We start from the raw sequence: 26,265 nt of genomic DNA, 5'->3' as shown, positions 1-26,265 counted from the left end.
CCACCCACCTGTTCGCTGTCCTTTGCTCTGCGCACACCAGCGCACCACCGGTGGTGCATATGCGTGCGCAGAGCAAAGGAGGCTGCGAAGGGGTGGTGGGGTCGGGGCGTCGCCGCGCGGTCATCGAACTCTGCGCGTCGCTCCGATCACACGAAGTATCGTGCGGCTCGGGGTGGTCGGATGGGGAGGCACCGCGCCGCGGAACCGGACGAGCCGGTCGCCGTCGAGGTCCCGGGCGTGGGCTCCCGCTGGGTGGTCCTCGCGCTGCTGTCGGCGTCGCTGCTGATCATCGCGATGGACGCGACGATCCTCAACGTCGCACTGCCGGCGCTGGTCGAGGACCTGCACGCGAACTCGGTCGAGCAGCTCTGGATCGTCGACGGGTACGCGCTGGCGCTGTCCGGGCTGCTCGTCACCGCCGGCGCGATGGGCGACCGCACGGGGCGGCGGCGGGTGCTGCTGATCGGGTACGGCATCTTCGGTGTCGCCTCGCTCGGCGCGGTGATGTCGACCAACCCGGCCGAGCTGATCGCGAGCCGGGTCGGGCTCGGTGTCGGCGGCGCCGCGATCATGCCGGCGACGCTGTCGATGCTGCGCCAGGTGTTCACCGAGGCGCGCGAGCGCACGTTCGCTTTCGGTGTCTGGTCGGCGGTGTTCGGCGCCGGGATGGCGCTCGGTCCGCTGCTCGGCGGCTGGCTGCTGGAGCACTTCAGCTGGCACGCCGTCTTCCTGATCAACGTGCCGATCGCGATGGCGGCGATGGTGCTGGGCCGCTGGCTGCTGCCGGACTACCACCGGCCGGTACCGTCCCGGTGGGACTGGGCCGGCGTGGTGCTGTCGATCCTGGCCATCGTCGGCATCGCCAACGCGATCAAGCTCGCCGGCAAGAACGGGCTGCGCGACCCGGTCGTCTGGGTCTCGCTGATCGTCGCCGTGGTCTGCGGGTACGCGTTCGTCCGCAACTCGCTGCGCCGCCGGCATCCGCTGCTGGACGTGCGGCTGTTCGCCCGGCGCGGCTTCACCGGCGCCGTGGCGGCCATCGCGCTCGCGATGTTCGGCCTGGTCGGACTGCTGTTCCTGACCAGCCAGTGGTTCCAGTACGCGGACGGCGACACCCCGCTGGAGGCCGGGGTGCGGCTGCTGCCGCTGCCGCTCGCGCTGATCGTCGGCACGCTCGGCGCGCCGGCACTGATCACCCGCTTCGCCCCGCGGTACGTGCTGGCGCTCGCGCTGCTGCTCGTTGCGGTGGGGATGGCGGTGCCGTGGTTCGCTGCCGGTACCGGCGAGCCGTCGTACCCGCCGGTCGGTGCGTTCCTGGCGCTGACCGGTCTCGGCGCCGGCGCGTCGTCGACGATCGCCTCGGTACTGCTGATGGCGTCGTCGCCGGCCGACCAGGCCGGCAGCGCGGCCGCGGTCGACGAGGTCAGCTACGAGCTGGGCGGCGCGTTCGGGGTCGCCGCGCTCGGCAGCCTGGCGGTCCGGCTCTATCGCGCGCACCTGCCGGCGCTGCCGGCCGAGCACGCCGGCCCGGCCGCCGAGTCGGTCGGTACCGCGGCGCAGGTCTCCACCGACCTGGGCCACCCGCCCGGCACCGGGGGGCCGCTGGCCGGCGCCTTCACCGCGTTCGGCCACGCGTTCGTCGACACGGCGCTGGTCTCCGCGGTGATCCTGCTGCTCGCGGCGCTGGTCAGCCTGGCACTGATCCCGTCCGACCTGCGTCCGGCCGGCGGCGGCCACTGAGCCCGGACCGCTCGTCGGCCGGACCGGCCCGTTCGGCCGGGCGGCGGAGGATCGATCGGCGCCGATCGGACGGGGCGAGAAGTTTCGCGGCCCGGGGATGCGCTGTTAACCGATTTATTCGTACTATCCGGACATGAAACTACATGCCCTGACACTCCGCCGAGCGCTGGTGACCACCGTCGCCGGGCTCGCCGGGGTCTTCGCCCTCGGTACCGGGGTCGCGCAGGCCCAACCGGCCGGCCCGGTACCAGTCAGCTCCGCGCCGACCAGCTCCGCGCCGAGGTCCGCGCCCACCAGCCACGTCGCGGCGGCCTCCGTCGTCGCGCCGGCCGACATCTCCGACTGCTCGCTGAGCGGCCTGCCCACCCAGGCCACCGACACGGTCGACCTGATCCACTCGGGCGGACCGTTCCCGTACCCGGACAACGACGGGGTGGTGTTCGACAACCGGGAGGGCATCCTGCCCGCCGAGTCGTCCGGCTACTACCACGAGTACACCGTCATCACGCCCGGCTCGTCGAACCGCGGCACCCGGCGGATCGTCACCGGCGGGTCGCCGCTGACCGACCCGGCGCACTACTACTACACCGGCGACCACTACGCCTCGTTCTGCGAGATCACCGACGCGAACGGCGGCGGCGGTGGCGGCGTACCGGCGTGCACCGACCTGCCGTCGCAGGTGCCGGACACCATCGACCTGGTCGAGGCCGGCGGCCCGTTCCCGTACGAGCAGGACGGCACCGTGTACCAGAACCGCGAGGGTGTGCTGCCCGTCGAGTCGGCCGACTACTACCACCTGTACGTGGTGCCCACGCCCGGCGACTCCACCGCCGGTGACCGGCGGCTGATCAGCGGCTCCGGCGGCGAGTACTACTACACCCCGGACGACTACGGCAGCTTCTGCCAGGTCCAGTCCTGACCGGTCCGCACCGAACGGCTGCCGGCCGGGCCGGCCGCAGCCGGTCACGCGGCGCTCCTACTGGCGTCGCGACCCCGACGAGCGCGGGCGGGCACCACCGGTGCCCGCCCGCTTCGTGCCGCCGTCAGTTCAGGTCGCGCTGCCGGCGTACCGGGCCGAGGGCCAGTACCAGCGGGGCGGCGAAGGTGACCGCGCAGGTCAGGGCGAGCGCGCCGCGGTTGCCGACGGCGCTGGCGACGAGCCCGGCGACCAGTGCGCCGAGCGGGATCGCGCCCCAGGAGACGAACCGTACCGTCGCCATCACCCGGGACAGCAGTTCCGGCGGTGTCACCGTCTGCCGGTGGGTACGGGTCAGCACGCTCAGCACCACCACGCCGGCGGCGAACCCCGCGTTGCCGGCGGCGAACACGAGCAGCCCCCAGCCGCTCCGGGCCAGCGGCATCAGCAGCGCCAGCACGGCGCCGACGGTACCGGCGAGCAGCAGCGCCCGGGCCGAGCCGAGCCGGCGCGCGAGCCGCGGTGTCAGCGCCGCGCCCAGCAGGCTGCCCACCCCCTCGGTCGCCATCAGCACGCCGACCAGACCCGGCGCCGCGCCGAGGGTACGGAGCAGGAAGACCGGGACGAGAGTGAGCAGCGCGCCGCAGACGAAGTTCACCAGCGTCGCGGCGGCGACGCAGGAGCGCATCAGCCGGTGCCCGGCCACGTACCGCAGGCCGTCGGCGATCATCCGCAGCGGCGCGCCGGCCGGCGCGTCCCCGGTACGGCGGGGGCGCGGCAGGCCGGCCAGCAGCACCGCGGAGATCAGGTAGCTGAGCACGTCGAACAGCAGGCTGGCCACCGCGCCGACCACCTGGACGAGCACCCCGCCGAGCGACGGGCCGGACAGCTGGGTCGCCGCGTGGGTACCGGAGGTGAGGCTGTTGCGGCCGGTCAGTTGGTCGGCCGGCACGATCGCGGGCAGCAGCGTCGAGTTGCCGACGAAGAAGACGACGCTGGCCAGCCCGACCACGAGCGCGACGACCACCAGTTGCGGCAGGTGCAGGATGCCGAGTGCGGCGGCGGCCGGGATCGACAGCAGCGCGACGGCGCGCAGCAGGTCCATCGCCACCTGGGTACCGCGCAGCGGCAGCCGGGCGACGAGTACCCCGGCGGGCAGGCCGATCAGCAGCCAGGACACGTACGACGCGGCGGCGATGAGGCTGACCTGGAACGTCGAGGCGTGCAGGGTGGCCACCGCGAGCAGCGGCAGTGCGACCGCGGTGACGGCGTCGCCGACGTTGCTGATCGTGGAGGCGGTCCAGTACCGCCAGAACGCGCCGGTCGCGGCCCGCCGGTCGAGTGTCGTCACACGTCCCCCTGAGCAGATCTGTTCTGGAACGGACCGGCTGCCGAGCGGACCGGTTCCCGGCCGGTGTTCCCGGGCGGTCGGTTCCCGGGCGGTCGGGTTCTCGGCAAGTCAGTTCCCAATGGGAACTGACTATAATGGCGGGGGCGGGGCGGCGAAAGCAGGGGAGAGATGCGATACACGGACCTGGCCGACGCCGACTGCGCCATCGCGCAGGCGCTCGCCGTGGTCGGCGACTGGTGGACGCTGCTGGTGGTGCGCGACGTGGCCGGCGGGCTGCACCGCTTCGACGCGCTGCAGGCCGAACTCGGTGTCAGTCGCAAGGTGCTGGCGCAGCGGCTCGCCAGCCTGGTCGAGCACCGGGTGCTCGACCGCCGCCGCTATCAGGACCACCCGCCGCGGTACGAGTACCACCTCAGCGACGCCGGCCGCGGCCTGCTGCCGGTGCTGATCGCGTTGCAGGACTGGGGATCGCGGTACGTCAGCGGGGACGGCACGCTGACCGCCACCGGCGTCGAGGGCTCCGCCGAGGTCCGCGCCGCGCACGCCCTGGTCGGTACCCGGATCCCGCCGGTACTGCTCGGGCACGGCGACGGCACCGTCGATCCGGTCGCGGACACCCCGCGTACGGTGCTGTTCTGCTTCCCCGGGGCGTACCGGCCGGGCGTGCAGGGCTACCCGCCCGGCTGGGGCGACATCCCCGGCGCGCCCGGCTGCACCCTGGAATCACGTACCTACCAGGCGCGGGCGGCCGACTTCGCCGAACGGGGCGCGAGCGTCCGCGGGATCAGCACCCAGCGGCCGGACCAGCTCGACGCGTTCGCCGAGCACGAGGGGATCCGGTTCCCCCTGCTGTCCGACGCCGAACTGACGCTGACCGCCGCACTCCGGCTGCCCACCTTTCGGGCCGCCGGCGTCGACCGGCTCAAGCGGCTGACCCTGGTGGTGGACGCCGACCGGGTGGTGCGCGCGGTGGACTACCCGATCACCGACCCGGCCGGCTCGGTCGACGACGCCCTCCGCCTCGTCACCAACGCCGCCTGACCCGTCCCAGCCTGTTGATCATGGTGTTGTCTTCCCGGTAACCGCTTGCTCGCCGAGACAACACCATGATCAACAGAGGCTGGCCGGGTCAGCGGGTGGAGTCGCGGGCGGCGGCGAGGAACGCGTCGTTCTCCTCCGCGGTACCGATCGTGACGCGGACACCCTCCGGGAACGGGCGGACGATCACGCCGTGGCTCTCGCACTGCTTGCCGAACCCGACCGGGTCCGCCACCGGCAGCCAGAAGAAGTTCGCCTGCGACGCCGGCACGTCCGGGACCAGCGCGCGCAGCTGCGGCAGCAGCCGATCCCGCTCGGCCAGTACCAGATCGACCCGGCGGCGCATCTCGTCGGCGGCGTGCAGCGCCGCGATCGCGGCCGCCTGCGCGAGCAGGTTCGTCGCGAACGGGGTGAGCACGGTGCGCAGCGTGTTCGCCACCTCCGGCGAGGCGACCAGCCAGCCGCAGCGCAGCCCGGCCAGCCCCCACGCCTTGGACATCGTCCGCAGCACCACCACGTTCGGCCGGTCGGCGTACTCGACCAACCCGTCCGGCACCTCCTCGTCGGTGATGAACTCGCGGTACGCCTCGTCCAGCACCACCAGCACGTCGTCCGGCACCGCGTCCAGGAACCGGGTCAGCTCGGCCCGGTGCAGCGCCGTCCCGGTCGGGTTGTTCGGGTTGCACACCAGCACCAGCCGGGTCGCCGGGGTGATCGCCGCGAGCATCGCGTCCAGATCGTGCCCGTGGCCCGGCTTGTTCGGTACCCGGACCGAGCGGGCGCCGGCGCCGAGCGCGACCAGCGGGTACGCCTCGAACGAGCGCCACGAGTAGACGATCTCGTCGCCCGGCTGGCAGGTCGACTTGCACAGCAGGTCCAGCAGCCCGACCGAGCCGCAGCCGGTGACGATCCGGTCCGGCGTCACCTCGTACCGCTCCGCCAGCGCGTCGCGCAGCTCCAGCACCGCGGCGTCCGGGTACCGGTTGACCTCCGCCATCGCGGAGGTGATCGCCTCCGGGACGCCGGGCAGCGGGCCGTACGGCACCTCGTTGGAGGCGAGCTTGATCGCCGCCGGGATGCCCAGCTCGCGGGCGAGGTCGGCCGGACTGCGCCCCGGCACGTACGGCGGGAGCGCGGCCAGGTCCGGCCGGGTCAGGGGACGACGATCGCTCTCAGTCATGAGACGTCCTTCCGTCGTCGACCGGCCGGTCCGCGGGCGGCGGCAGGTCGGTCGGGCGGGCCGACACCACGATGGTGCGGGCCGACTTGTCGTGGATGCACTGCGCGAGCGGCTTGTCCCAGGTGCACCAGAGCACGTCGATGAGCTGCACCGGCGCGCAGCACGGGAAGAACAGGTTCGGGATCGCCATCACGGCCCAGCGGCGGAACGACGAGCCGAAGTCGGCCGGCGCCCCGTCCAACCGGACCACCTTGATGCCCACCAGCCGCTTGCCGAACGTCTGCCCGTTGCGCGCGGTACCGATCACCTCGTAGGCGAACCAGAGCACCAGCGAGATCGCGATCATCGCGTAGAGCAGGGTGGTCAGCTGCGGATCGTTCGGCACCTCGGTCTGCGGGTTGACCATCGCCTCCCGCACGTACGGCATCAGGGCCGCGACGTACTTGTAGCCGAGCCACGCGTTCGCCACGATGCTGAGCGCCCCGACGATGGCGACGTCGATCAGCCGGGCACCGAGCCGGCGCTCCAGCGACGCGGACACGAAACCCGCCGGCATCGTCGGTTTCGGCAACGTGGGCAGCACCGTACCGGGACGCAGCAGCTCCGGCGGCACCTGCTGATCGGGCCGCGCCGCACCGTGGCCGGGCACCTCGGCACCGGTCCAACCCGGATGTACCTGCGGGATCTGCGGGACGGGCGGCGGTGGGGGCGGCGGCTCCGGCGGGGTGGCGGGGGTGTGGCATCGACCGGCAGCGGCTCGCCGAGCCACTGCTCGCCATCCCAGTAACGCTGCGTCTCCGGCGCCGCCGGGTCCTTGTACCACCCGGACGCGATCGATTTGCTCATGCCCGTTCTCCGCCGCGTTCCGAACGGGCACGCGGCACGACGGCGCGACACCTGGGATTCGCTCGCTGCTCGCTCATGAACCTTCCTCGACACCACCGCGCCGACCCGGGCTCCCGAGGGGCCGGTGCCGGTGGGCGCGACCACGCACGCACGGTGGAGGGCCCGGCGAAAGCTGACAGAGCAAGGTTACGGGTAGCGGCAACCGCGATGCCCGCCCCCGCCCCCGGGGCCGACCGGCGCGGGCCGCGACGTCGTTGGCGCGACCCGCGCCGGAAGTACGGGGCGCGAGGCTAGAGGTTGCCGCGGCGTTCCTGCTCGCGCTCGATCGCCTCGAACAGCGCCTTGAAGTTGCCCTTGCCGAACCCCATCGAGCCGTGCCGCTCGATCAGCTCGAAGAACACCGTCGGCCGGTCCTGCAGCGGTGCGGTGAAGATCTGCAGCAGGTAGCCGTCCTCGTCCCGGTCGACCAGGATGCCCCGGTCCTGCAGCTCGGAGATCGGCACCCGGACGGTGCCGATCCGGGCGCGCAGCTCGGGGTCCTCGTAGTACGAGTCGGGTGTCTTCAGGAACTCCACGCCGGCGGCGCGCATCGCGTCGTAGCTGGCGAGGATGTCGTTGGTGGCGATCGCGATGTGCTGCGCACCCGCCCCGCCGTAGAACTCGAGATACTCGTCGATCTGCGACTTGCGCTTGGACACCGCCGGCTCGTTGAGCGGGAACTTCACCTTCCGGGTGCCGGAGGCGACCACCTTGCTCATCAGCGCCGAGTACTCGGTGGCGATGTCGTCGCCGACGAACTCCTGCATGTTGGTGAAGCCCATGACCTTCTTGTACCAGTCGACCCAGTAGTCCATCTTGCCCAGTTCGACGTTCCCGACGACGTGGTCGATGGCCTGGAAGAACCGCTTCGGCTGGAGGCCGGCGTCGATCAGCTGCTGCCGGTTCACCATCGGCTCACGCGCGACGAACCCGGGCAGGAACGGGCCGTCGTAGCGCGACCGGTCGATCAGCGTGTGCCGGGTCTCGCCGTAGGTGGCGATCGCCGCGACGCGCACCGTGCCGTGCTCGTCGCCGACGTCGTGCGGCTCCTCGATCCCGACCGCGCCCTGCGCCACCGCGTGCGCGTAGTTCCGGTCCACGTCCGGTACTTCCAGCGCCAGGTCGACGATGCCGTCGCCGTGCTTGGCCCAGGACTCGCCGACGGCGGTACCGGCGTGCACCTCACCGGTGATCACGAACCGCGCCGAACCGGACGTCAACACGTACTCGGCCAGGTCCCGCTGGCCCTGCTCCGGGCCGCGGTAGGCGACCACGGTCATGCCCATCGCGGAGGAGTAGTAGTGCGCCGCCTGCTTGGCGTTGCCGACGTAGAACCGGACGTGGTCGAGCCCCTTGACCGGGAACGGGTCCGCGCTGATGTCGTGCTCGACGGCCCCGATCAGGGTGGCCTCGTCGATGTTGTCGGCCGGACGGTCCATGGCGGTGGTCATGGTGCGCCTCCCAGGCTGTCGTACCGGTTGGATGCGGGCAGCATCGTGCAGCCGGCCACCATTGGGCAATAGTGCGAGAGAATGCTGGTCAGGTTGCTCCACAAGCCGGTCACGGGCGGTGAGACAGTGCGCAATGTGTACAGCGAATCCGGGCATTCACTGGACAGCCTGGATGTCCGGTTGCTCTCCCTGCTGACCGCCGAACCGCGGATCGGCGTGCTGGAGTGCTCCCGCCGGCTCGGCGTCGCCCGCGGCACCGTGCAGGCCCGCCTCGATCGGCTGACCAGCCGTGGGGTGATCCGTGGGTACGGGCCGAGCATCGACCCGGTGGCGCTCGGCTATCCGGTGACCGGTTTCCTGACGCTGGAGATCCGGCAGGACCGGGGGCACCGGGAGGTGGCCCGGCACCTCGGCACGATCCCGGAGGTGCTGGAGGCGCACACGATCACCGGCGCCGGCGACATGATGTGCCGGGTGGTGGCGCGTTCCAACGCCGACCTGCAGCGCGTCATCGACCTGATCCTCGGCTACGACGGGGTGGTCCGCTGCTCCACGATCATCGCCCTGGACGAGCAGATCGCCTACCGCGTCCTCCCGCTGGTCACCGAAGCCGGGACCATCAATCGGTGAATGTGCGAAGCCCGTCGGCGATCGCGGCGAGATCAAGCTGCGATTGAGCCGCGGCAAGGGTCAGCTTCACCATGGCATCGATGTCAACCGGCTTGCTCAACGGATGACCATTGATGTCGAGGAACACGATCGCGGAGTTGAGCGCGGTGCGCTTGTTCCCGTCCACGAAGGCATGGTTGGCGGCCAGTGAATGCAGCAGCGCGGCGGCCTTCACGTGTAGGTCGGGATAGGCATCCTGCCCGAACATGCTCGCTTGCGGCCGGGCCACTGCCGAGGCGAGCAGGCCGAGGTCACGTGGCGCGATTCGCTCGCCGGCGATCGTGCTCGCGATGGCGACAATGTCCTCGATGTCGAGATATTCGACCGATTCGGTCACAGCTCGGCCAGCCGCTTGTTCACCTCGGCCAGCGCGTCGACCGTACGTTTCGTCGCCGTCTGCACCCTGCGCTCGTGCAGAGAATGAATCGTCGCCTTGTGCACCAGGGCCTTCATGCTGACGCCCTCTGCTTCGGCGACTCGGCGCAGCTCGTCCATCTCATCATCGTCGAAAGCCACGTTGAGTGCTGCCATGCCGCGATGGTACCTGATCCAGTACCAGAATCGGTACTGACTCACTCCGGGGTGAGGTCGGTGGGGTTGCGGGGGGCGAACTCGGGGCGCCGGGGCGCGTAGTCGCCGTGGAACAGCGGTGACGAGATCAGGAAGTCGGCGGTGGCGACGTTCGTCGCGACCGGGATGTTCCACACCGTGGCCAGCCGGAGCAGCGCCTTGACGTCCGGGTCGTGCGGCTGGGCCTCCAGCGGGTCCCAGAAGAAGACCAGCATGTCGATCTCGCCCTCGGCGATCTTGGCGCCGATCTGCTGGTCGCCGCCGACCGGCCCGGACAGGTACTGGGTGACCGGCAGCCCCAACTCGTACTGCAGCATCGAACCGGTGGTGCCGGTGGCGTAGAGCCGGTGGCCGCGCAGGGTGGTCCGGTTGAAGTCGGCCCAGCGCAACAGTTCGACCTTCTTGTTGTCGTGCGCGACCATCGCGATGGTCCGTACCGTCCGCGGCTGCTGCGGCATGATGTCGCGTTCCCCTTGCTGCATCGGGTTTTGCGGGCTCTCCCAGTGTCCTCGCCGACGGTGTCGGGCGGGTGACGTCGGACGTGCCCGCGCGGTAACCGGCACACCGTGGCGTCAACCAAGGTTGACACGGGCCCGATGTCAACGTAGGTTGACGGCATGGCTACTGGAGTGCAGCTGGCCGAGGCGGCCGGCAGCAAGGATCCGGCGATCGGCCTCCGGGCGGTGCGGGCGTTGCGCGAGCTCGCCGAGCGGCTGGAGGCGTTGCAGGTGACCGCGGCGCGCGACCAGGGCTGGTCCTGGGAGGCCATCGCGGTGCTGCTCGGGGTCAGCCGGCAGGCCGTCCACAAGAAACATGCCAAAGGGCGAAAGGATCGCTGACGATGTTCGATCGGTTCACCAAGGGTGCCCGCGCGGCCGTGGTCATGGCCCAGGAAGAGGCCCGGGCGCTGCGGCACGACCACGTCGGTACCGAGCACGTGCTGCTCGGCATTCTCGCCATCGACCGGGGGCCGGGCGCGGCGGCGCTCGCCTCGCTCGGGGTCGGGTTCGAGCCGGCCCGGGCGTACGTGGCGGGGCTGGGGCACCAGCACGACGACGCGCTGGACGCCGACGCGCTCGCCACCGTCGGCATCGACCTGGCCGAGGTGAAGCGCGCCGCCGAGGAGTCGTTCGGGCCGGGCGCGCTGGACCGGTCACCGAAGCCGTTCCAGGCCGGGCACATCCCGTTCGACCCGGCCGCGAAGAAATCGCTGGAGCTGGCCGTGCGGGAGGTGGTGCACCGGCAGGACACCGAGATCAACGACGGGCACATCCTGCTCGGGGTCGTCGGCGCCGAGCCGAACCCGGCGACCGCGACACTTCGGGCGCTCGGCGTCGAGCCGGACGCGGTACGCGAGGCGGTCGAGCGGGAACTGCCGCACCAGGCCGCGTGATCCTGCCGACGCTGCGGTGGGTGCCGGAACCGGGGCCCACCGCGCGGTACCGTCGCCGGGTGGAACAACTCGACCGGGGCAACGCCGCCCGCGGCTGGGTGGCGGACGCGGTGCGCAAGGTCGCCGCGGACGCCAACCGCAGCGCCGACACCCATCTGCTCGCCTTCCCGCTGCCGTTCGACTGGGGCATCGACCTCTACCTGAAGGACGAGTCGGTGCACCCGACCGGCTCGCTCAAGCACCGGCTGGCCCGGTCGCTGTTCCTCTACGGGCTGTGCAACGGCTGGATCACCGAGGGCACCACGATCGTCGAGGCGTCGTCCGGCTCCACCGCCGTCAGCGAGGCGTACTTCGCGCGCATGCTCGGGTTGCCGTTCGTCGCGGTGATCCCGGCGTCCACCAGCCCGGAGAAGATCGAGCTGATCGAGTTCGCCGGCGGCCGGTGCCACCTGGTCGACGACGCGTCCCGGGTGTACGCCGAGGCGCGCACCCTGGCCGGCAAGCTCGGCGGGCACTTCATGGACCAGTTCACCTACGCCGAGCGCGCCACCGACTGGCGCGGCAACAACAACATCGCCGAGTCGATCTTCGAGCAGCTGGCGCTGGAACGGCACCCGATCCCGGAGTGGATCGTGGTCGGCGCCGGTACCGGCGGCACGTCCGCGACCATCGGCCGGTTCCTGCGGTACCGGCAGCATCCGACCCGGCTCGCCGTCGTCGACGTGGAGAACTCGGCGTTCTACCAGGGCTGGGTCGACGACGACGCGGAGCACACGGTGAACGCCGGATCCCGGATCGAGGGCATCGGCCGGCCGCGGGTCGAACCCTCGTTCCTGCCCGGCGTGGTGGACCGGATGATGCGGGTACCGGACGCGGCGTCGATCGCCGCGATGCGGGCCGCGGCGACGCTGCTCGGGCGGCGCGTCGGCGGCTCCACCGGTACCAACCTGTGCGGGGCGTTCGCGCTGATCGCGGAGCTGCGCGCGGCCGGCCGGACCGGCAGCGTGGTGACGCTGCTGTGCGACTCCGGCGACCGCTACGCCTGCACGTACTACGACGACGACTGGCTCGCCGCGCAGCACCTGGACCCGGCGCCGTACCTGGCCACCGTGGAGCGGTTCCTCGCCACCGGCCACTGGCGCGAACCCTGACCCGCCGCGCCCGGGACGCTGTCGATCATGGCGTTGTCCGAGAAGACATCGATGTCCAAGCCGGACAACACCATGATCAACGGCGCGGGGGAGGTCAGCCGACGCGGTCGGCGAGGCCGGGATAGTGCCGGACCAGCCCGTCCGGGTCGACGGTGAGTTCGGCCGCGAACGACCCCGACTGGTAGCGCACCTTGTCGTCGCCGACCGCCCGATAGGTCTGCTCGCTCGGCAGCACCGTCAGCTCCGGTAGCAACACCCAGGCGGCGGTGATCGTGTGCGGCACGCTGTCCGGCTCGTGCAGCAGCCCGCGCCGGCGCAGCGGCAGCATCGCCGTCAGCGGCGAGAACTGCAGGTCGACGTCGGTGGCCGGGGTCAACTCCTCGGGCAGCTCGGCACCGGGCAGCGCCGCACCGGGGCGCCCCGCCCGGGCGAGCAGCTGGTCGAGCCGACCCGCCTCGTTCGCGGTGACCCGCCACCGGCCCGCGGCCCGCTCCAGCCGCACCCGGCGCCGCCAGCCGGCACCCTCCGCCTCGACCTCGAACATCCGGGTCGCCCACGTCTCATCGGTGAGCAGCTGGTACTGGCACACGTACGGCACCGGGTCGGCGCTGACGACGGTGCCGCGAGCGCGCAGGCCCTGGCTGTCGTCGTACAGCACGTGCTCGGTGCCGGTGGTGTCCAGCCGACGCCACAGCGCCGACCTGCCCAGCGTCGCCATCTCCGCCTCCCGGGTCCGCGATCCACCGCCGTCGGAGCGGCCGGTCGGCTCCCGCCTCCCGGTCGTCGCGGCGGACCCGACCAGCCTGCCACGCCGACGGCCGGATCAGCGGGACCGACGGTGCTTTCCGCCCGCACCGCTCAGGACAGGAACACCCACAGCCCCACCCCGATCAGTACCAGGAACACCACGCCGACCAGCAGTACCAGCAGGGTGCGCCGGGTCGACGTCTGCTGCCGCAGGTCGCCGGTGGCGTCCGGCGGCGCGTTTCGCGGCCCGAGGATGCTGCCGGCCAGCGACCCGGTCGTCTCCAGCGGGTTCAGCGCCGGATAGCCGGCCGGCGCGGATGCCCCACTGCCCGGCCCGGGTCGGCCTCCGCCCGGCGCGCCCGGCGTGGGCGTACCGCCGGGGCCGGCTCCCGCGGCGTTCGGGCCCGGCTGGCCCGGCGCGGTGGATGACCAGCCGGTGCCGTCGGCGGCGCTCCGGGCCGGGCCGGCGGCACCGTCCTGGGCCCACGGCGGTGCGCCGGCCGGGTTCGGCCGGGCGGCGGCCCGGTCCGCGTCGGTCCACGGCCGGGGCGGCGGATCCGTCGCGTACCGTGGCTCGCCCGCGTCGCCGGATCGGGCTCCGGCGTCGCCACCCGGACCGGCATCGTGCCGGGCCGGATCGGCGTCGGGTCGGGCCGGGGCGGTCCTGTTCGGACCGGCGTCGGGTCGGGTGTGCGCGTCGCCACCCGGCCCGGCGGTCCTGTTCGGGTCGGCGTCGCCGGGGTGGCCCCGGGCCTCGTCGTTCGCTCCAGCGCCGTGCCGCCGGGGGAGTCCGGCTCCGCCGGGCGTCGAGCCCGGCGCACCGCCCGGCTGGTACCGAGCGGCACCGGCGGGGTTGTCCTGCTGCTGCTCGTGCCGGCCCGGGGCGGCGGACCGGTACTCGTTCCGGTCCGGTGCCTGCGGGCGGTCCGCATCGGCCGCGGTGCGGTCGTGCTCGGCGGCGAGCTGGGCAGCGAAGCGTTGCGCGGGTGGCAGGGAGCCGGGCGGAGCCTCGGCCCCGTCACCCAGGAACGCGGGATTCTGCTGTCCGTGGTGGATGCCCGGGCCCCCTGGACCGCCCCCACCGGTACCGCCGCCCTCGCCGCCGTCCCGCCGGGCCTGCTCGCCGCCGGCCCGGTCCGAACCGCTCTGCCACCACGAACCGGCGTCCGGCGCGGCGCCGTTCGGCTCCGGCGGGGCCGGGAACGGCGGCGCGGAGTTCGGATAGCGCGGATCCGCCGGCGCCCCGTACGTGCCGGGCTGGCCACCGGCCGGCTGCTGGCCGGGCGCGCCGTACTGCTGCTGCGGCGCGCCGTACTGCCCGGGCGGGTACGCCTGGTCCTGCGCCGGCTCGCCGTACTGCGACCCACCGTACTGCTGACCGCCCGGCTGCTGCCCCGACCCGTACTGGCCGTCCGGTGAACCGGCCGGCTGCCGGTACGCCTGGCTCGGCGGCGCACCCGCCTGGCTCGCCGACCGGTACGGGCCGTCGCCCTGCGGCCCGCCGTACGGACTGTCGCCCTGCGGCCCGCCGTACTGCCCGTTGCTCTGCGGTGCGCCGAACGGGCCGTCGCTTCGTGGTGCGCCGTACTGCCCGTTGCCCTGCGGTGCGCCGAACGGGCCGTCGCCCTGCGGCGTGGCCGCCGCGCCGTACGTGCCCGGGCCGGCGTCCGGCGGCGCGGCGCGGTAGGACCCCGCGTCCTGCCCGCCGTACGCGTCGGGCTGCTGGGCCCGGTAGGGGTCGCTGGTGTCGCGCTGCGGCAGCCCGCCGGGCTGGCCGGCGCCGTGCGCTTCGCCCGACGGCGGCCACCCGGGCCGGCCGGGCTCGGCGTTGCCGGCCGCGGCCGGGTCGCCCGGCGCACCGTGCTCCCACCAGGCGTTCGCCCCGCGCGCGGCGTCGGCCTCGGCGTTCGCCGGGGCCGGATCCGGGGACGGCGCCGCGGCCGGCGGCTGCGCCGGGTGCACGGGCTGCGCCGGGCTCGGCTCGCCGCCGGTGCCCTGGTCCAGCAGCGAGGCGAGTTCCTCGGCACTGATCCGGTTCGCGGCGGGCACCGTCGCCCGGCCACGCGCCGCAACCACCGGCGGCACGTCGTCGCCCGGCCACGGCGCCGCGGCCGGTGGCCACGCGGCCGGCGGCCCGTCGTCCGCTGGCCGTGGCGCGTCATCGCCGCGCGAGTGCCGGGCCGGGTCGCCACCCCTGCCGTACTCGACCGGTTCGGGCCGGGCCTGATCGTGCCCGACCGGCGCGGCCGGCCCGGCATCCTGCTCCTGCCGTGACTGCGCATGACCAGGCTGCTCGGAGCGGGCCTGCCCGTATCCGGACGGTGCCGAGCGGTCCGCGTCGTACCCGGACGGTGCCGGGCGGTCCGCGTCGTACCCGGACGGTGCCGGCTGGGCGTACCCGGCCGCCGGCTCAGGCTGCGCGTGGCTGGGGCCCGCCGAGTGATCGGCCTGCTGGGGCCGGGCAGACTCGGGGCGGACCGGCTCGTGGCCGGGTTGCGTGGCCCCGCCGGCCGGCGGCGCCGACTGGTCGACCGGTTCCTGCCAGGCGTCGGCGAACGCCGCCCACGGCGACCCGCCGTCCACCGCCCCCGACGGCTGCGCCGCGACGTCCGCCGGCGCGTACCGATCGACCGGATCCTGGCCGGGCACCGCGAAGCCGCCCGGCGCCGCACCGTGTCCGGCACCGGCCGAGTCGTCCTGCGCGGCGTGCGCTCCCGAGCCACCGTCGGCCGGCGCGTAACGATCGACGGGCGCCTGGTCGGGTACCGCGAAGCCACCGGCACCGTCCGCGGGCGTGTACCGGTCGGCTGGCGGCTGCTCGGAGCTGCCGGAACCGCCGTCCGGCGCGTAGCGGTCGACCGGCGCCTGGTCGGGCACCGCGAAGCCGCTGTCCGCCGGTGCGTAGCGGTCGACGGGTGCCTGGTCGGGCACCGCGAAGCCACCGGCACCGTCCGCGGGTGCGTAGCGGTCCACCGGTTCCTGGTTTGGTACCGCGAAGCCGGCCTGCTCGGCCGGGGCGTAGCGGTCCGCGGGTGCCTGGTCGGGCACCGCGAAGCCGCCGTCCGCGGGTGCGTAGCGATCCACGGGCTGCTGGTCGGGCACCGCGAAGCCGCCGGCGCCGGCGTCGCCCGGCTGCGCGTGCTGCCCGCCGTCCGGCTGCTCCAGCGGGGCGGGGTCGGACCAGGGTGCCGGCCGGTCGGTGCCCGACGGCGAATCGCCCGCCGGTTCGCCGTCGCCCGCCGGTGCGGCCGTCGCCCACGGGTCCGGCGGCAGCTCGTCCGAGTCGTAGCCGCCCAGGTCGGCGGGGGCATCCGTGCTGTCGGCCGGCGCCGGGTTCGGGGGCTCCTCCGGGCCGGGCGCGGCACCGCCGGCCCAGACCGGCCCGTCCACCGGCGGCGGAGGTGGCTGGTACGGCTCGGGTAGTGCCGCGGCCTCGTCCACCTGCGGCTCGCCCCAGCCGGGCGGCGGTTCCGGCGGTTCGGCCGGCGAGACCGGGTCGTCGGCCTGGTCGGGCCTGTCCCGCAGTCCGGCGTCGGGCGAAGTCGGCTCCGGCCGGCCGCCCCAGCCGGGTGCGCCCGACGCCTCGGCGGCCGGCGGCTCGCCCCACGGATTCCCGCCCCCGGCGGGCCGGCCGTCGGGTTGCGCCGGCTCGCCCCAGGCGTCGGGCCGGTTGTCGGGTTGCACGGGTTCGCCCCAGGCGTCGGGTCGGCCGTCGGGTTGCGCGGGTTCGCCCCAGGCGTCGGGTCGGCCGTCGGGTTGCGCGGGCTCGCCCCAGGCGTCGGGCTGGCCGTGCTGTGCGGGGGCCGCCCCGTGCTGTGCCGGCGGCTCGCCCCAGGCGTTCGCCGGTGCGGCCGGCGGCGCGCCCCACGGGGTGGACTCCGGCGGCACGCTCTCGTGGCCGGCCGACCGCTGCGGTCCGTCCCACCCGCCGCCGGCGGGCTGGGCGGGCGACTCCCACGGGTTGCCGCCGGCAGCGCCCGCCGGCGGGGCGCCCCAGGGGCCGGCTTGGCCTGCCGGAGAGCCCGGCTGGTCGGCGGGCGGCCAGGACGGCGGTTGCGCCGAGCCGCCGGGCGCCCGGTACTGGCCGGCAGCCGGTGGCTGGTCGACCGGCGTGCCGCAGCGCGGGCAGATGCCCACGGCTGGTGGCACGCGCTCACCGCACGTCGAACACGTCCGGTCTTCCATCGAGCCCTCCCAAGGCTTCCGGCAAACGCTCCGTTCACGGTGCCATATCGCCGCGATCAGGCCCACGCTGCGCATGGGCCATCGAAGGGAACGTCACGCTGCCCGGTCAGGATCGACCCGGCCACGTGAGCCTACGAGGCATCGGCGGCGTTCATTTGACAGGGATCACTTGGTTTGCCCACATCATGAGACCCACTGGAGTCGACGCCACGGACCGTACCGGCGGGGTACCGGCATGCAGTGTCCAGCTCGTTCGACAGTGGCTGATTCAGCAGGTCGGCGACGGGCTCGCCGACCCCGACGGGCTGGCCGACGCCGACGGGCTCGGGCTCGGCGACGCGGAGTCGGACGGCGACGGGCTCGCCGAGCAACTCGGCGACGAACCGGACGGCGAGGTGGACGGTGACGTGCTCGGCGAGGTCGACGGGCCGCCCGGGGTGGTCCCGCCGGAAGCGGACGGCGACGGGCTCGGCGAGGTGCCGGACGGCGACGGGCTCGGTGAGGTGCCGGACGGTGACGGGCTGGGCGACGTCGGCGGCGTGGGCTTCGTCGGCTTCTTCCTCACCGCCGGCACCACCCGGGTGGCGCCGTAGAACCCGCCCAGCGACAGCGGCACCACCTGCACCGGGATACCGAACGTCGGCGCCTGCACGACCTTGCCGTGCCCGACGTACATCGCGACGTGGTAGATCGAGGTGGAGACCCCGGGCGTGGTGCCGTAGAAGATGAGGTCGCCGGGCAGCAGCTTGGACAGCGGCACCGGTGAGCCGGCGGTCGCGCGGTACTGCTGGTCGGCGATGCGCGGCAGTGCCACCCCGGCATGCTGGTACGAGTCGAGCACCAGGCCGGAGCAGTCGTACGCGTTCGGCCCCTCGGCACCCCACACGTACGGCTTGCCGAGCTGGCGCAGCGCGAACTTCACCGCGGCGAGCGCCTTCGGGTTCGCCTGCATGCCGTCGACCGCGCCACCGACCGTGCCGAGGTACTGCCGGGTGGCCTGCTGTTGCTGTTGCTGCAGGGCCGACACCGAGGTCTTGTTCTGGTCCTGCAGCTTCTTCAGGTCGGACTGGGCCTGCTTGAGCTGCTTGCGCAGCGAGGCGTAGTGGTCTTGCGCCGTGCGCTGGTCCTTCAGCGCCTTCTGGTAGGCGGAGTCCGCCGCCGCGTACAGCTTCTTGGCCTGCTGGTAGGAGGCGCCGGCCGAGCTGCCCTGCACGGTGCCGGGCTCGGCGAGCCACGGCGCGAGCTTCGCGAGCTGGCGGTACTCCCGGGCGGACGGGTCCAGCCGGCGCGGGATCTTCGCCGCGCTGCGGTACGCCTTGCCGCCGTTGTCGCCGGCCCGGTTCTGGAAGTAGTGCATCTCCTGCTTGGCCAGGTCGAGGTTGCGCTTCGCGGCGTCCACGTTCGACTTGGTGGTGTCGATCTGGTCCTGCGCCTGCTTGGCCTGCTCGGCGAGCGTCTGCACCTTGACGGTCTGGGTGGCGATCCGGCTGCTCAACGGCCCGGTCGGATCGGTACCGGCGGCGGGCAGGTCGGTGCTGCCGGGCGTACTGCCGGTGCTCGGTGGAACCACCGGGCCGCCGGTCTGCGGGCTGGCGCCGGCGTCCGGCGGTGCGGCCGGTGCGCCGCTGCCCTGGCCGTCGACGGCGGAGGCGCCGGTCGCGTTCGGTGCGGCGGTGGCGGGGGCGCCGCCGGCCGAGGCCGCGGCGCCGCCGGCGACGAGGATGACCGCGGCCAGGCCGGCGGCCGCCAACCACGGTCGACGTCGCATCCTGCGGTCTGTCCGCCGTGCCGCTTTCCGCATCTCACCATCCCGCATCACCGTCGCCGGGCCCGATCGCCGCGGCCAAGTTGCGCGCCGCGACCGCCGTCGCCGGCATTGGCCGCAGACCCTGATGAACCTCGCCAAGGCGGTCACCACGGTACGGCACACGCCGCGAACCTTCTACCGATCGCCGGTCACAAAAGCCTGGGAACAGGGGCGGTGCCGGACCCGGCGAAGCCGGGCTCGTAGGCTCGACGGGACGAGTCGCAGACGGTGCCGGCGCAGGTCGGTGGCGGGGAGAGGAGTTGCGCCATGGCGGCACCAGAACTGTCGGTACGCGCCGACATCGAGGCCAGGCTGGCCGCCGGTTCCCGGCTGACCGCCGACGACGCCGTCGCCCTGTTCGGCAGCGACGACCTGGCCTGGCTCGGCGGCCTCGCGCACGCCCGCCGGGTCGCCGCCGCCGGCGCGGTCACCAGCTACCTGCCGGTCGCCGACCCGGCCGCCACGCCGCAGGTGCTGACCTGGCAGTACACCCCGGGCCAGCCGGCCGCCGACCGGGTCACCGAACTGCTCGCGCTGCGCGACCAGCCGACCCGGGTGTTCGCGCCGGTACGCGCGGCGGCCGGGCCGGACGGCCACGAGGTGTCACCGGCGGAGATGCTCAAGCTGTTCGCGGTGTGCCGGCTGCTGTTCGACGAGGCCGTCACCATCGGCTGCGACCTGGCCAGCCACCCGGAGTCGACCGCGCAGCTGCTGCTCGACTTCGGCGTCGCCGACCTGCTGGTACCGGCCGACGGGTTCGACCCGCAGCACGTCGCCGAGCTGATCTGGGACGCCGGCGGCACCCCGGTGCACCGGGACGCCGACTTCGGCACGGTCCGTGACTACGGCCCGGCCACCCCCGCCGCGGACCGCCGCGCCGAACCCCAGTCCGTCTTCACCTGATCCACGCCCCGCACACCCCGCCGCCCCGCCCTCCCGAAACGGCCAGGCAGCGTCCGGATCCGATCCCCGACGCTCCGAGGCGGGCCCGGCGGCATCCCGCCCGCCCACAATCCCCGTCGTCCGAAGCGGGCCCGGCGGCGTCAGGATCTCGCCACCGCTTCCCCGGCGGGGGATCGTCAAGGGGGCGACTGCCCCCTTGACGGGGAGGGGTGTGGGGAGGGGCGAAGCCCCTCCCCACGTTCCCCCACGCGGGGTGAAGACGGCGGACAGAGGTGGGCTTTACACCGCCGGCACGAACACCATCCAGGCGAAGCGCGCCGCACCGCCCCCCCGATCGGCAAACGCCGATCAGTGGTGCAGGTTGGCGAACTCCTGGCGAACGATGCCCCCGAGGATCGCGCACCAGGTGGTGGTGTCGGCGAGCCCGTTCGGGGGCAGGCCGTGCAGCCGCTGCATCTGGCGTACCGCCTGGCGGGTGGCGCCGTCGTAGTTGCCGTCGACGGTCACGTCGTAGCCCTTGTGCGCGAGGATGCTCTGCGCCGCCTTCACCGCGTCGCCGCTGGCGTGCGGCAGCAGCCGCGGCGCGAGCGCCTCCCAGGTCGGCTGCGTGACGGTGCCGTCGCTGGCCACCTCGAAACCGTGCTTGGCCTGGAAGTCCTGCACCGCGGCCTTGGTGGCGGCGTCGAACGCGGCGTTCGGCGTCACGGTGTCGTACCCGTTCGCGACCAGCAGGTACTGCAGGGTGGTGACGGTGGAGCCGGCGGACGAGGTGAAGATGTCCGGCCAGGTGCGGGCCGGTACGTCGGCCAGCCGCTCGCCGCACGCCGCCGCCACCTCGCGGCGCAGCGTCGGGAACTCGCGGTAGAACGCGATGCCGGGGCAGTCGGTGTTGTTCCAGTCCCAGTGGCCGAAGATGTTCCAGGCGTGGATCCCGTACTGCTGGCAGATGGTGGTGCAGAGCCGGACCAGCGCGGTGAACTGCGGCACCGTCGGGGTCTCGGTGACGTAGGTGCCCTCGTTCTCGATGCCGATCGACTGGGTGTTCTCGCCGATGCAGTGCGCGCCCTGCACCTGCTGGGTGCCCAGTTCCAGGGACGGCAGCGACTCGTGCCGGCCCTCCAGGACGTACCCGCCGCGGCTGACCGTGAAGTGCTGGCCGGTGTCGGCCCAGCCGTTGTGGTCCATGTGCAGGTCCTGGCAGTCGCGCGCCAGTTGCTTGGCGTGCTCCTCGGAGTAGTCGGTGACGTTCGGGAACGCCATGTGGTGCACCACGATCTTGCGGGTGGTGCCGTACCGGATGGTCAGGTCGCTGTCCGGGACGAACCGGGCGTTCCAGCCGGCGCAGTCGATGATCCACGGGATCTTCGTGGCGGGTGCGGCGGCGTCCGCCGCGGTGGCGCCGGAGTCGGCGAGCGCCGCGTCGGCGCCGGCGAGCAGCCCGAGGCCGGCGGCGCCGGCGACGGCTGCGCCGCCGACACCGGTACGGACGACGGTGCGGCGGCTGATCCCGTGCTGGGGTGGGGTCATGGGGGTCCCTTCCGGCTATGGCAGAGATATGCGGGAAGTGGTGCCGACATCGGAGGATATTGACAAACGCGGTGCCGGTGACCCCCACCTGCACACCGAGCCCCGAATCGTGATCTGTGGACGCCGAGTCCCCGTTGCCGGTTGTTCGTAATGTGCGGCTATGGCCGGTTGGGCGCTGGCTCGGCGTCCCTGCCCGACCGCCGCACCGGCGGTCACCGTCGCGCTGGTTGGGCGGCGTGCCAGGCGGTCTGCTGGGCGCCGGCGCGGCGCCACAGCGCGGCCAGCTCGTCCGGCGGCAGCGCGGGGAGGCCGAACTCGTCGACCAGCACCGCCGCGAACTCGTCGATCTCGGTCAGCTCGCGGGTCTCCCGGCCGGCCAGCGCGGAGCGGGTCAGCGACCGGGCCCGCAGGCTCAGCGAGTGGTCGGCCCGCGGCTGCTGCACGAGCAGCGTCCGCAGGTACGGCGAGGCCGGGTCGGTGGCGAGCGCGGTGCAGCGCGGCGCGAACTCGGCCAGCTCCAGCGCGTCGGTACGGAACTCGAAGCCCGGCGCGGCCCCGGCCTGGTGGTGCACCAGGTGCCAGACCCCGGCCAGGTCACGGCGCAGCTGGAACTCGAACGGCGGCTGCCGGTGGCTGCCGATCGCGAGCGGCAGCGGCGCCAGGAACCCGTCACCGAACCCGACGTCGGCGAGCATCGGCCCGCGCTCGGTGCCGACCAGCAGCGCGAGGTGGTTGCCCCAGGCGGACTCGCCGTCCCGGAGCCGGTTGACCGCGGCGGACACGAACCGCACCGGGAACCCCAGCTCGGTCAGCAGCAGGCCGAACGCTCCGTTCAGCTCGAAACAGAAACCGCCGCGGCGCTCGCCGACGATCCGCCGGTAGAGCGCGTCGCGGGTCAGCGCCGGCACCCGGCCCAGCTGGATGCCGAGGTTCTCGTACGGCACGGTGGCGAGGTGCGCGCGGTGCAGCGCGGCGAGAGTGCCGGAATCGGGCCGCACCGGGCCGGCGTGCCCGATCCGCGCCAGGTACTCGGTCGCTTCGATCACGCCGCGATGATGCCCGAGCGGTACGACACCCCGGCGGCGGGCGGCGGTGCCGGGCGCCCCGCGTACTCTCGGTGAACGAGGTGTCGGTGAGGGCAGGGGTGCGATGGAGCGCGCGAGGTTTCCGCGCCGTGATCCGGACGGCCGGGTGGCGCGGTTCGGCGACCTGATCGCCGCCGCGGTGGTCTGGCTGGTGGTGGCGTTCCTGGCGCTGACCGTGATCGACGTGCTCAGCTCGCTGGTCGGGGTGGGCGAGGTGGGTTCGTCCCGCGGCTGGTTGATCGCGATCCTCGCGCTCTGGCTCTACGTCGAGGACTTCCGGGCCTGGCGCGGGGTGCGCTCGCGGCTCGGCATCATGCTGATCGCGCTGCTGCTCGCGGTGCTCGTCGGTGGCGCCGCCGGGTACGGGCTGGCCTACCTGGCGTCCGGGCTGCCGGCGCTGGTGACCGGCTCGGTCGGCGCCGCGGTCGGCGTGCTGGTGTACGCGCCGGTCTGGTTCTACGGGATCCGCTTCGTTGAGTGAGGCGAGTGAGGAGACACGACGGTGAGCCCTGCGGTGAAGTACACGCTCGGGCGGATCGGGTTGTTCGTCGTCATCGGTGCCGCGGTGTATCCGTTCGGGCTCAACCTGTTCGTCACGCTGATGATCGCCCTGGTGGTGTCGATGCCGCTGTCCTACTTCGTGCTGCGCAGGTGGCGGGAGCAGATGGCCGAGCGGATCGACGGCTCGGTGCGGCGGCGCAAGGAGGAGAAGCAGCGGCTGCGGGCCGCGCTCTCCGGTGAGGACGACAACGCCAAGTAGCGATCGGCCCGCCGGTCGCCGCGTGGGGGAACGCGACGCCGGCGGGTCGAGGGGCGCCCGGACGAGCGCCCGGGACGCCGGGGCCGCTCGCGGCGTCCCGGCCCGGACGCCGCGAGCCGCCCCGGCTGCCGATCAGCCCCAGTTGGGGTTGCGGCGGTCGGTGACCTGCGGCCAGGGCAGGTGCGACGCCTTGTACAGGTAGGCGACGCCGCCGGAGCCGCTGCCGGTCCCGCCGCTGGTCAGGTGGCGCTTGGTGCGCAGCCAGATGGTCTCGAACTGGTGCCGCTCGTACACGTGCCGCACCTTGCTGTCGTCGGCCGACGCCGGGTCGTTGACGATCACGTCGCCGTCGGCGGTGAAGCCGACGATCACCAGCAGGTGGCCGGAGGTGTTGTAGCCGGCGCCGTCCAGCTCGCTGGCGTAGAACGACACCGAGCAGACCACCGGGATGCCGTGCGCGACGAGCCGTTCCGCCTCGTTCAGCGAGCGGATCTGGGTGACGATGCAGTCCAGCCCGCCGTAGGTGGCGGCGTACGCGGCGTTGAACGGCCAGTTGCCGCAGCCCTCGTACTGGTAGTCGTAGGTGTACCGGGCCGAGTAGTCGACCTGCGGGTCGGCGTAGCTCGGGTCCACCCACGCCAGCTGCCGCGCGGTCGGGTGCTTGCCCCAGCGGTACAGGACCATGGTGGTCGAGGTCGGGCTGCACCAGGCCTCGCCGCCGTTGTCGTACTCCGGGTACTGGCCGGCGTGGATGTCCTGGGAGAACGTCGGGACGTCGATCTCGACGTGGCCGCGCAGCCCGTACGTGGAGACCGGCACGTCGAACCGCGCCGGGATGGTGGAGGCGAACGCGCCCAGCCGGTACACCAGCGGGGTCGCGTGGCTGCCCTTCGGCCGGTACAGGGTGAGTCGCAGCTGGTAGTCGGTGAGCAGCACGCCGTTCGCGGCGTCGTCGGAGTCGACCGCGAACGTGTCGGTGTACACCCCGGACCACTCGTCGCCCTGCCCGTCCAGGGAGGTGCGGCGGATGTCGGCGTCGCTGTCGCCGGCCGTCCAGCGGCCCATCACGTACCACGGCGTCTTGTTGCCCGTGGTGTAGCTGCCCTGCATCTCGACCTGGATCCAGGTGCCTTCGGGGGTGTCGGCGTTCCACGACGAGACCAGCTCGGTGGCGCCGAAGTCGAGCTTGTACACCGGCGAGGTCCACGTCGCGTACTCGTACTCGCGGGTGGTGCTGGTGTGCGGGTCGGTGTAGCTGGTGGTACCGACGGGACGGGCGATCACGACGCCGGGCTTGCGGCCGGGCCACACCACGGTGCCGTCGTTGTGGCCGCGCCACCAGTCGGCGAGCTTGGTGTACCCGTGGTAGTTGATCGGGACGTCGTCGGTCGCGGGTTTGCCGCGGCCCGGCGCGGCGAGGGCGCTACCGGGCACCGCCAGTGCCCCGGTGACCGCGGCCGCGCCACCGAGGAGGGTGCGTCGGCTGACCGAGAGGGAACGTGTCATTGCAGCTCCATATGCGCAAAGGTTCCACGACGCCCGTCACTATTCTCCAGGTCGAGAACTTTCGCCAGAGCTTCGGTTGGATGGAAGATTTCTCGTTACCGGCAAAGCGGTACGGACCAGTGCCGCACCGGGAACAGCCCAGCCTGACCGGCCCGTAGCGGCAGGAAACCGGTCGAATCACCGTTTACCACCCGCCGGCGGGCGGGTGGTCAACGCCACCTATGGGCTGCGCTTGCGCCGGGTCGCCCGATACGGTGACGCGATGCGCGGGGCACGCCGATCGGCACGATCCGAAGAGACACCGCAGATCCGCCGCACCCTGCGCGACTTCGGCTGGACGCCACCCGGCGAGGCCGGCGCGCCGCGGCCGGGCAGCCCGTCGCCCGGTCCCGGCCGGCACCGCACCCGCCGGCACCGCGGCCGCCGCATCGCGGTACTGGTCGCGGTCACGCTCGCGATCGCCGTGCCGGCCGCCGGCGGGTACGGCTGGCACTGGGTGCACCAGCACCCGGACGGTGTCGTCGGTACCGCGCTGGGGGTGAACGACGGCCGGGGTGCGCCGGACCGCGCCAGCCGTGGCGGTGCCCGTACCACCCCGTCCGGGTCGCCGAGCGGGTCCCGGTCCGCCTCGGCCTCCGCGTCGGCCAGCCCGTCGAAGCGCGCCTCGGCGTCCGCGACGCCGAGGCACTCCGGTGGCGGCTCGGCGTCGCACTCGACCGGCTCCGGTTCGTCCGCCGAGTCGACCGGCACCAGCCTCGCCAGCCGGTACGAGCAGCAGGTGTTGACGGAGATCAACGCGGCCCGGTCGTCGGCCGGCTGCGGCGCCCTGCGGTACGACGCGCGGCTGGCGAAGGCCGCCCGCGGGCACAGCGCGGACATGGCCGCGCACAACTACTTCGACCACACCGCGCCGAACGGCAGCACCCCGTGGGACCGGGCCAAGGCCGCCGGCTACGACCAGCCATCGGCGGAGAACATCGCCGCCGGCCAGCGCACCCCGCACGATGCGGTGCAGGCGTGGCTGCACAGCTCCGGGCACCGCGCCAACATCATGAACTGCGACTCGCACGCCACCGGCATCGGCTTCGCCCGCGGCGGGTCCTACGGCTACTACTGGACCGAGCTGTTCGGCTACGTGTGATCGGCTGCCGGCCGCCGGGACGGATCCGGCGTCCGGTACCGCACCCGTCCGGTCCACCTGGCGGCAGGTTGCCGGCGCGGTCGCGGAACCCGTTCACGCGTTCCGCCGTCGACCCGAAACCCGCTCAACTACAGTCGAATCGGCAAGTCGAACGTACTGCGACAGGTGGTCTCTTGTTGTTCGCCGGTGGTGCCGGAACCGTGGAGAGATCTGCAGGGCACAGCTTTTCGTAGCGATCTCTCGAGCTGCCATGCCCCGGC

The 26,265-nt window shown here is 73.3% G+C and carries 24 protein-coding genes and 1 pseudogene; 11 read left to right on the top strand and 14 right to left on the bottom strand.

Going from position 1 to position 26,265, the window contains the following annotated elements; all coding sequences use genetic code 11:
* Window positions 1-180 precede the first annotated feature (180 nt).
* Both Athai_RS27590 and Athai_RS27585 read left to right on the top strand, forming a co-directional pair.
* Window positions 181-1,740, top strand: coding sequence for an MFS transporter (locus Athai_RS27590; protein ID WP_203964182.1), 1,560 nt, complete (start codon window positions 181-183; stop codon window positions 1,738-1,740).
* A gap of 133 nt (window positions 1,741-1,873) precedes the next feature.
* Window positions 1,874-2,659, top strand: coding sequence for a guanyl-specific ribonuclease (locus Athai_RS27585; RefSeq protein WP_203964181.1), 786 nt, complete (start codon window positions 1,874-1,876; stop codon window positions 2,657-2,659).
* A 124-nt stretch (window positions 2,660-2,783) separates the two neighbouring features.
* On the opposite strand, the gene Athai_RS27580 is transcribed toward Athai_RS27585, so the two are convergent.
* A complete protein-coding gene (locus tag Athai_RS27580) occupies window positions 2,784-4,007 on the bottom strand; it encodes an MFS transporter (protein WP_203964180.1) in 1,224 nt (407 codons plus the stop codon).
* 168 nt (window positions 4,008-4,175) lie between these two features.
* Here Athai_RS27580 and Athai_RS27575 point away from each other — a divergent pair, with 168 nt between their 5' ends.
* A complete protein-coding gene (locus tag Athai_RS27575; protein WP_203964179.1) occupies window positions 4,176-5,048 on the top strand; it encodes a winged helix-turn-helix transcriptional regulator in 873 nt (290 codons plus the stop codon).
* An 88-nt stretch (window positions 5,049-5,136) separates the two neighbouring features.
* Here Athai_RS27575 and hisC read toward each other — a convergent pair whose 3' ends face one another.
* The 4 genes and pseudogenes from hisC to hppD all read right to left on the bottom strand — a co-directional run bounded on the left by hisC (window position 5,137) and on the right by hppD (window position 8,561).
* The gene (gene hisC, locus Athai_RS27570) at window positions 5,137-6,225 is read right to left on the bottom strand and encodes a histidinol-phosphate transaminase (RefSeq protein WP_203964178.1); all 1,089 of its coding nucleotides are present in this window, start codon (window positions 6,223-6,225) and stop codon (window positions 5,137-5,139) included.
* Complete coding sequence (locus Athai_RS27565) at window positions 6,218-6,874, bottom strand: RDD family protein (protein ID WP_239157205.1); 657 nt, start codon at window positions 6,872-6,874, stop codon at window positions 6,218-6,220. The genes hisC and Athai_RS27565 overlap by 8 nt, the downstream gene beginning before the upstream one ends.
* 92 nt (window positions 6,875-6,966) lie before the next feature.
* Window positions 6,967-7,071 (bottom strand): annotated as a pseudogene (locus tag Athai_RS35405) (DUF2510 domain-containing protein); the annotation flags it as partial.
* A 290-nt stretch (window positions 7,072-7,361) separates the two neighbouring features.
* A complete protein-coding gene (gene hppD / locus Athai_RS27555; RefSeq protein WP_203964175.1) occupies window positions 7,362-8,561 on the bottom strand; it encodes a 4-hydroxyphenylpyruvate dioxygenase in 1,200 nt (399 codons plus the stop codon).
* A 135-nt stretch (window positions 8,562-8,696) separates the two neighbouring features.
* Between hppD and Athai_RS27550 the strand changes: the two genes are divergently transcribed.
* Window positions 8,697-9,191, top strand: a complete 495-nt coding sequence (locus Athai_RS27550) for an Lrp/AsnC family transcriptional regulator (RefSeq protein ID WP_239157204.1) — start codon at window positions 8,697-8,699, stop codon at window positions 9,189-9,191.
* Here Athai_RS27550 and Athai_RS27545 read toward each other — a convergent pair.
* From Athai_RS27545 to Athai_RS27535, 3 genes are read right to left on the bottom strand one after another with little or no spacing between them, the layout of a single operon-like run.
* On the bottom strand, window positions 9,181-9,567 hold the full coding sequence (locus Athai_RS27545; protein ID WP_239157203.1) for a type II toxin-antitoxin system death-on-curing family toxin: 387 nt from the start codon (window positions 9,565-9,567) through the stop codon (window positions 9,181-9,183). The genes Athai_RS27550 and Athai_RS27545 overlap by 11 nt on opposite strands.
* Complete coding sequence (locus tag Athai_RS27540) at window positions 9,564-9,761, bottom strand: hypothetical protein (RefSeq protein ID WP_203964173.1); 198 nt, start codon at window positions 9,759-9,761, stop codon at window positions 9,564-9,566. Before Athai_RS27540 ends, Athai_RS27545 begins: the two co-directional genes overlap by 4 nt.
* Before the next feature lie 41 nt (window positions 9,762-9,802).
* A complete protein-coding gene (locus Athai_RS27535; RefSeq protein WP_239157202.1) occupies window positions 9,803-10,282 on the bottom strand; it encodes a methylglyoxal synthase in 480 nt (159 codons plus the stop codon).
* Between the two features lie 135 nt (window positions 10,283-10,417).
* On the opposite strand from Athai_RS27535, the gene Athai_RS27530 reads away from it, so the two are divergent.
* From Athai_RS27530 to cds1, 3 genes are read left to right on the top strand one after another with little or no spacing between them, the layout of a single operon-like run.
* Window positions 10,418-10,639, top strand: a complete 222-nt coding sequence (locus Athai_RS27530; protein ID WP_203964172.1) for a helix-turn-helix domain-containing protein — start codon at window positions 10,418-10,420, stop codon at window positions 10,637-10,639.
* Between the two features lie 2 nt (window positions 10,640-10,641).
* Complete coding sequence (locus Athai_RS27525; protein WP_203964171.1) at window positions 10,642-11,193, top strand: Clp protease N-terminal domain-containing protein; 552 nt, start codon at window positions 10,642-10,644, stop codon at window positions 11,191-11,193.
* Window positions 11,194-11,252: 59 nt separating this feature from the next.
* A complete protein-coding gene (gene cds1, locus Athai_RS27520) occupies window positions 11,253-12,344 on the top strand; it encodes an L-cysteine desulfhydrase Cds1 (RefSeq protein ID WP_203964170.1) in 1,092 nt (363 codons plus the stop codon).
* Between the two features lie 94 nt (window positions 12,345-12,438).
* Here cds1 and Athai_RS27515 read toward each other — a convergent pair whose 3' ends face one another.
* The 3 genes from Athai_RS27515 to Athai_RS27505 form a co-directional block, all read right to left on the bottom strand.
* On the bottom strand, window positions 12,439-13,062 hold the full coding sequence (locus Athai_RS27515; RefSeq protein ID WP_203964169.1) for a putative glycolipid-binding domain-containing protein: 624 nt from the start codon (window positions 13,060-13,062) through the stop codon (window positions 12,439-12,441).
* 140 nt (window positions 13,063-13,202) lie between these two features.
* On the bottom strand, window positions 13,203-17,240 hold the full coding sequence (locus tag Athai_RS27510; protein ID WP_203964168.1) for a hypothetical protein: 4,038 nt from the start codon (window positions 17,238-17,240) through the stop codon (window positions 13,203-13,205).
* Window positions 17,241-17,544: 304 nt separating this feature from the next.
* A complete protein-coding gene (locus Athai_RS27505) occupies window positions 17,545-19,044 on the bottom strand; it encodes an NlpC/P60 family protein (RefSeq protein WP_203964167.1) in 1,500 nt (499 codons plus the stop codon).
* A 306-nt stretch (window positions 19,045-19,350) separates the two neighbouring features.
* Here Athai_RS27505 and Athai_RS27500 point away from each other — a divergent pair, with 306 nt between their 5' ends.
* A complete protein-coding gene (locus Athai_RS27500; protein WP_203964166.1) occupies window positions 19,351-19,986 on the top strand; it encodes a hypothetical protein in 636 nt (211 codons plus the stop codon).
* Between the two features lie 348 nt (window positions 19,987-20,334).
* Here Athai_RS27500 and Athai_RS27495 read toward each other — a convergent pair whose 3' ends face one another.
* Together Athai_RS27495 and Athai_RS27490 are read right to left on the bottom strand one after the other, a co-directional pair.
* Entirely contained in the window at window positions 20,335-21,513 is a 1,179-nt protein-coding gene (locus Athai_RS27495; RefSeq protein WP_203964165.1) for a peptidoglycan recognition protein family protein, read from the bottom strand.
* A gap of 212 nt (window positions 21,514-21,725) precedes the next feature.
* On the bottom strand, window positions 21,726-22,559 hold the full coding sequence (locus Athai_RS27490) for an arylamine N-acetyltransferase family protein (protein WP_203964164.1): 834 nt from the start codon (window positions 22,557-22,559) through the stop codon (window positions 21,726-21,728).
* 103 nt (window positions 22,560-22,662) lie between these two features.
* Here Athai_RS27490 and Athai_RS27485 point away from each other — a divergent pair, with 103 nt between their 5' ends.
* Both Athai_RS27485 and Athai_RS27480 read left to right on the top strand, forming a co-directional pair.
* Window positions 22,663-23,079 (top strand): hypothetical protein, encoded by a 417-nt coding sequence (locus tag Athai_RS27485; RefSeq protein ID WP_203964163.1) that lies wholly within the window; start codon window positions 22,663-22,665, stop codon window positions 23,077-23,079.
* A gap of 21 nt (window positions 23,080-23,100) precedes the next feature.
* The gene (locus Athai_RS27480) at window positions 23,101-23,358 is read left to right on the top strand and encodes a DUF4229 domain-containing protein (RefSeq protein ID WP_203964162.1); all 258 of its coding nucleotides are present in this window, start codon (window positions 23,101-23,103) and stop codon (window positions 23,356-23,358) included.
* Between the two features lie 132 nt (window positions 23,359-23,490).
* Here the strand turns inward: Athai_RS27480 and Athai_RS27475 are convergent, their stop codons facing one another.
* Complete coding sequence (locus Athai_RS27475; protein ID WP_203964161.1) at window positions 23,491-24,864, bottom strand: C39 family peptidase; 1,374 nt, start codon at window positions 24,862-24,864, stop codon at window positions 23,491-23,493.
* Between the two features lie 262 nt (window positions 24,865-25,126).
* Here Athai_RS27475 and Athai_RS27470 point away from each other — a divergent pair, with 262 nt between their 5' ends.
* Window positions 25,127-26,005, top strand: coding sequence for a CAP domain-containing protein (locus Athai_RS27470; protein ID WP_203964160.1), 879 nt, complete (start codon window positions 25,127-25,129; stop codon window positions 26,003-26,005).
* Window positions 26,006-26,265 lie beyond the last annotated feature (260 nt).

It is taken from the genome of Actinocatenispora thailandica (assembly GCF_016865425.1).
In the GTDB taxonomy this organism is placed as follows: Bacteria; Actinomycetota; Actinomycetes; order Mycobacteriales; family Micromonosporaceae; genus Actinocatenispora; species Actinocatenispora thailandica.
This window is presented reverse-complemented; position numbering and strand designations above follow the sequence as displayed.

What these genes read in the sequence shown, in the direction of transcription:
- Athai_RS27485 (WP_203964163.1), top strand. Translation starts at nt 22,663, where the DNA reads ATGGAGCGCGCGAGGTTTCCGCGCCGTGATCCGGACGGCCGGGTGGCG.
- Athai_RS27585 (WP_203964181.1), top strand. Translation starts at nt 1,874, where the DNA reads ATGAAACTACATGCCCTGACACTCCGCCGAGCGCTGGTGACCACCGTC.
- Athai_RS27515 (WP_203964169.1), bottom strand. Translation starts at nt 13,062, where the DNA reads ATGGCGACGCTGGGCAGGTCGGCGCTGTGGCGTCGGCTGGACACCACC.
- Athai_RS27530 (WP_203964172.1), top strand. Translation starts at nt 10,418, where the DNA reads ATGGCTACTGGAGTGCAGCTGGCCGAGGCGGCCGGCAGCAAGGATCCG.
- Athai_RS27495 (WP_203964165.1), bottom strand. Translation starts at nt 21,513, where the DNA reads ATGACCCCACCCCAGCACGGGATCAGCCGCCGCACCGTCGTCCGTACC.
- Athai_RS27525 (WP_203964171.1), top strand. Translation starts at nt 10,642, where the DNA reads ATGTTCGATCGGTTCACCAAGGGTGCCCGCGCGGCCGTGGTCATGGCC.
- Athai_RS27500 (WP_203964166.1), top strand. Translation starts at nt 19,351, where the DNA reads ATGGCGGCACCAGAACTGTCGGTACGCGCCGACATCGAGGCCAGGCTG.
- Athai_RS27535 (WP_239157202.1), bottom strand. Translation starts at nt 10,282, where the DNA reads ATGCAGCAAGGGGAACGCGACATCATGCCGCAGCAGCCGCGGACGGTA.
- Athai_RS27505 (WP_203964167.1), bottom strand. Translation starts at nt 19,044, where the DNA reads ATGCGACGTCGACCGTGGTTGGCGGCCGCCGGCCTGGCCGCGGTCATC.
- hppD (WP_203964175.1), bottom strand. Translation starts at nt 8,561, where the DNA reads ATGACCACCGCCATGGACCGTCCGGCCGACAACATCGACGAGGCCACC.
- Athai_RS27575 (WP_203964179.1), top strand. Translation starts at nt 4,176, where the DNA reads ATGCGATACACGGACCTGGCCGACGCCGACTGCGCCATCGCGCAGGCG.
- Athai_RS27590 (WP_203964182.1), top strand. Translation starts at nt 181, where the DNA reads ATGGGGAGGCACCGCGCCGCGGAACCGGACGAGCCGGTCGCCGTCGAG.
- hisC (WP_203964178.1), bottom strand. Translation starts at nt 6,225, where the DNA reads ATGACTGAGAGCGATCGTCGTCCCCTGACCCGGCCGGACCTGGCCGCG.
- Athai_RS27540 (WP_203964173.1), bottom strand. Translation starts at nt 9,761, where the DNA reads ATGGCAGCACTCAACGTGGCTTTCGACGATGATGAGATGGACGAGCTG.
- Athai_RS27470 (WP_203964160.1), top strand. Translation starts at nt 25,127, where the DNA reads ATGCGCGGGGCACGCCGATCGGCACGATCCGAAGAGACACCGCAGATC.
- Athai_RS27475 (WP_203964161.1), bottom strand. Translation starts at nt 24,864, where the DNA reads ATGACACGTTCCCTCTCGGTCAGCCGACGCACCCTCCTCGGTGGCGCG.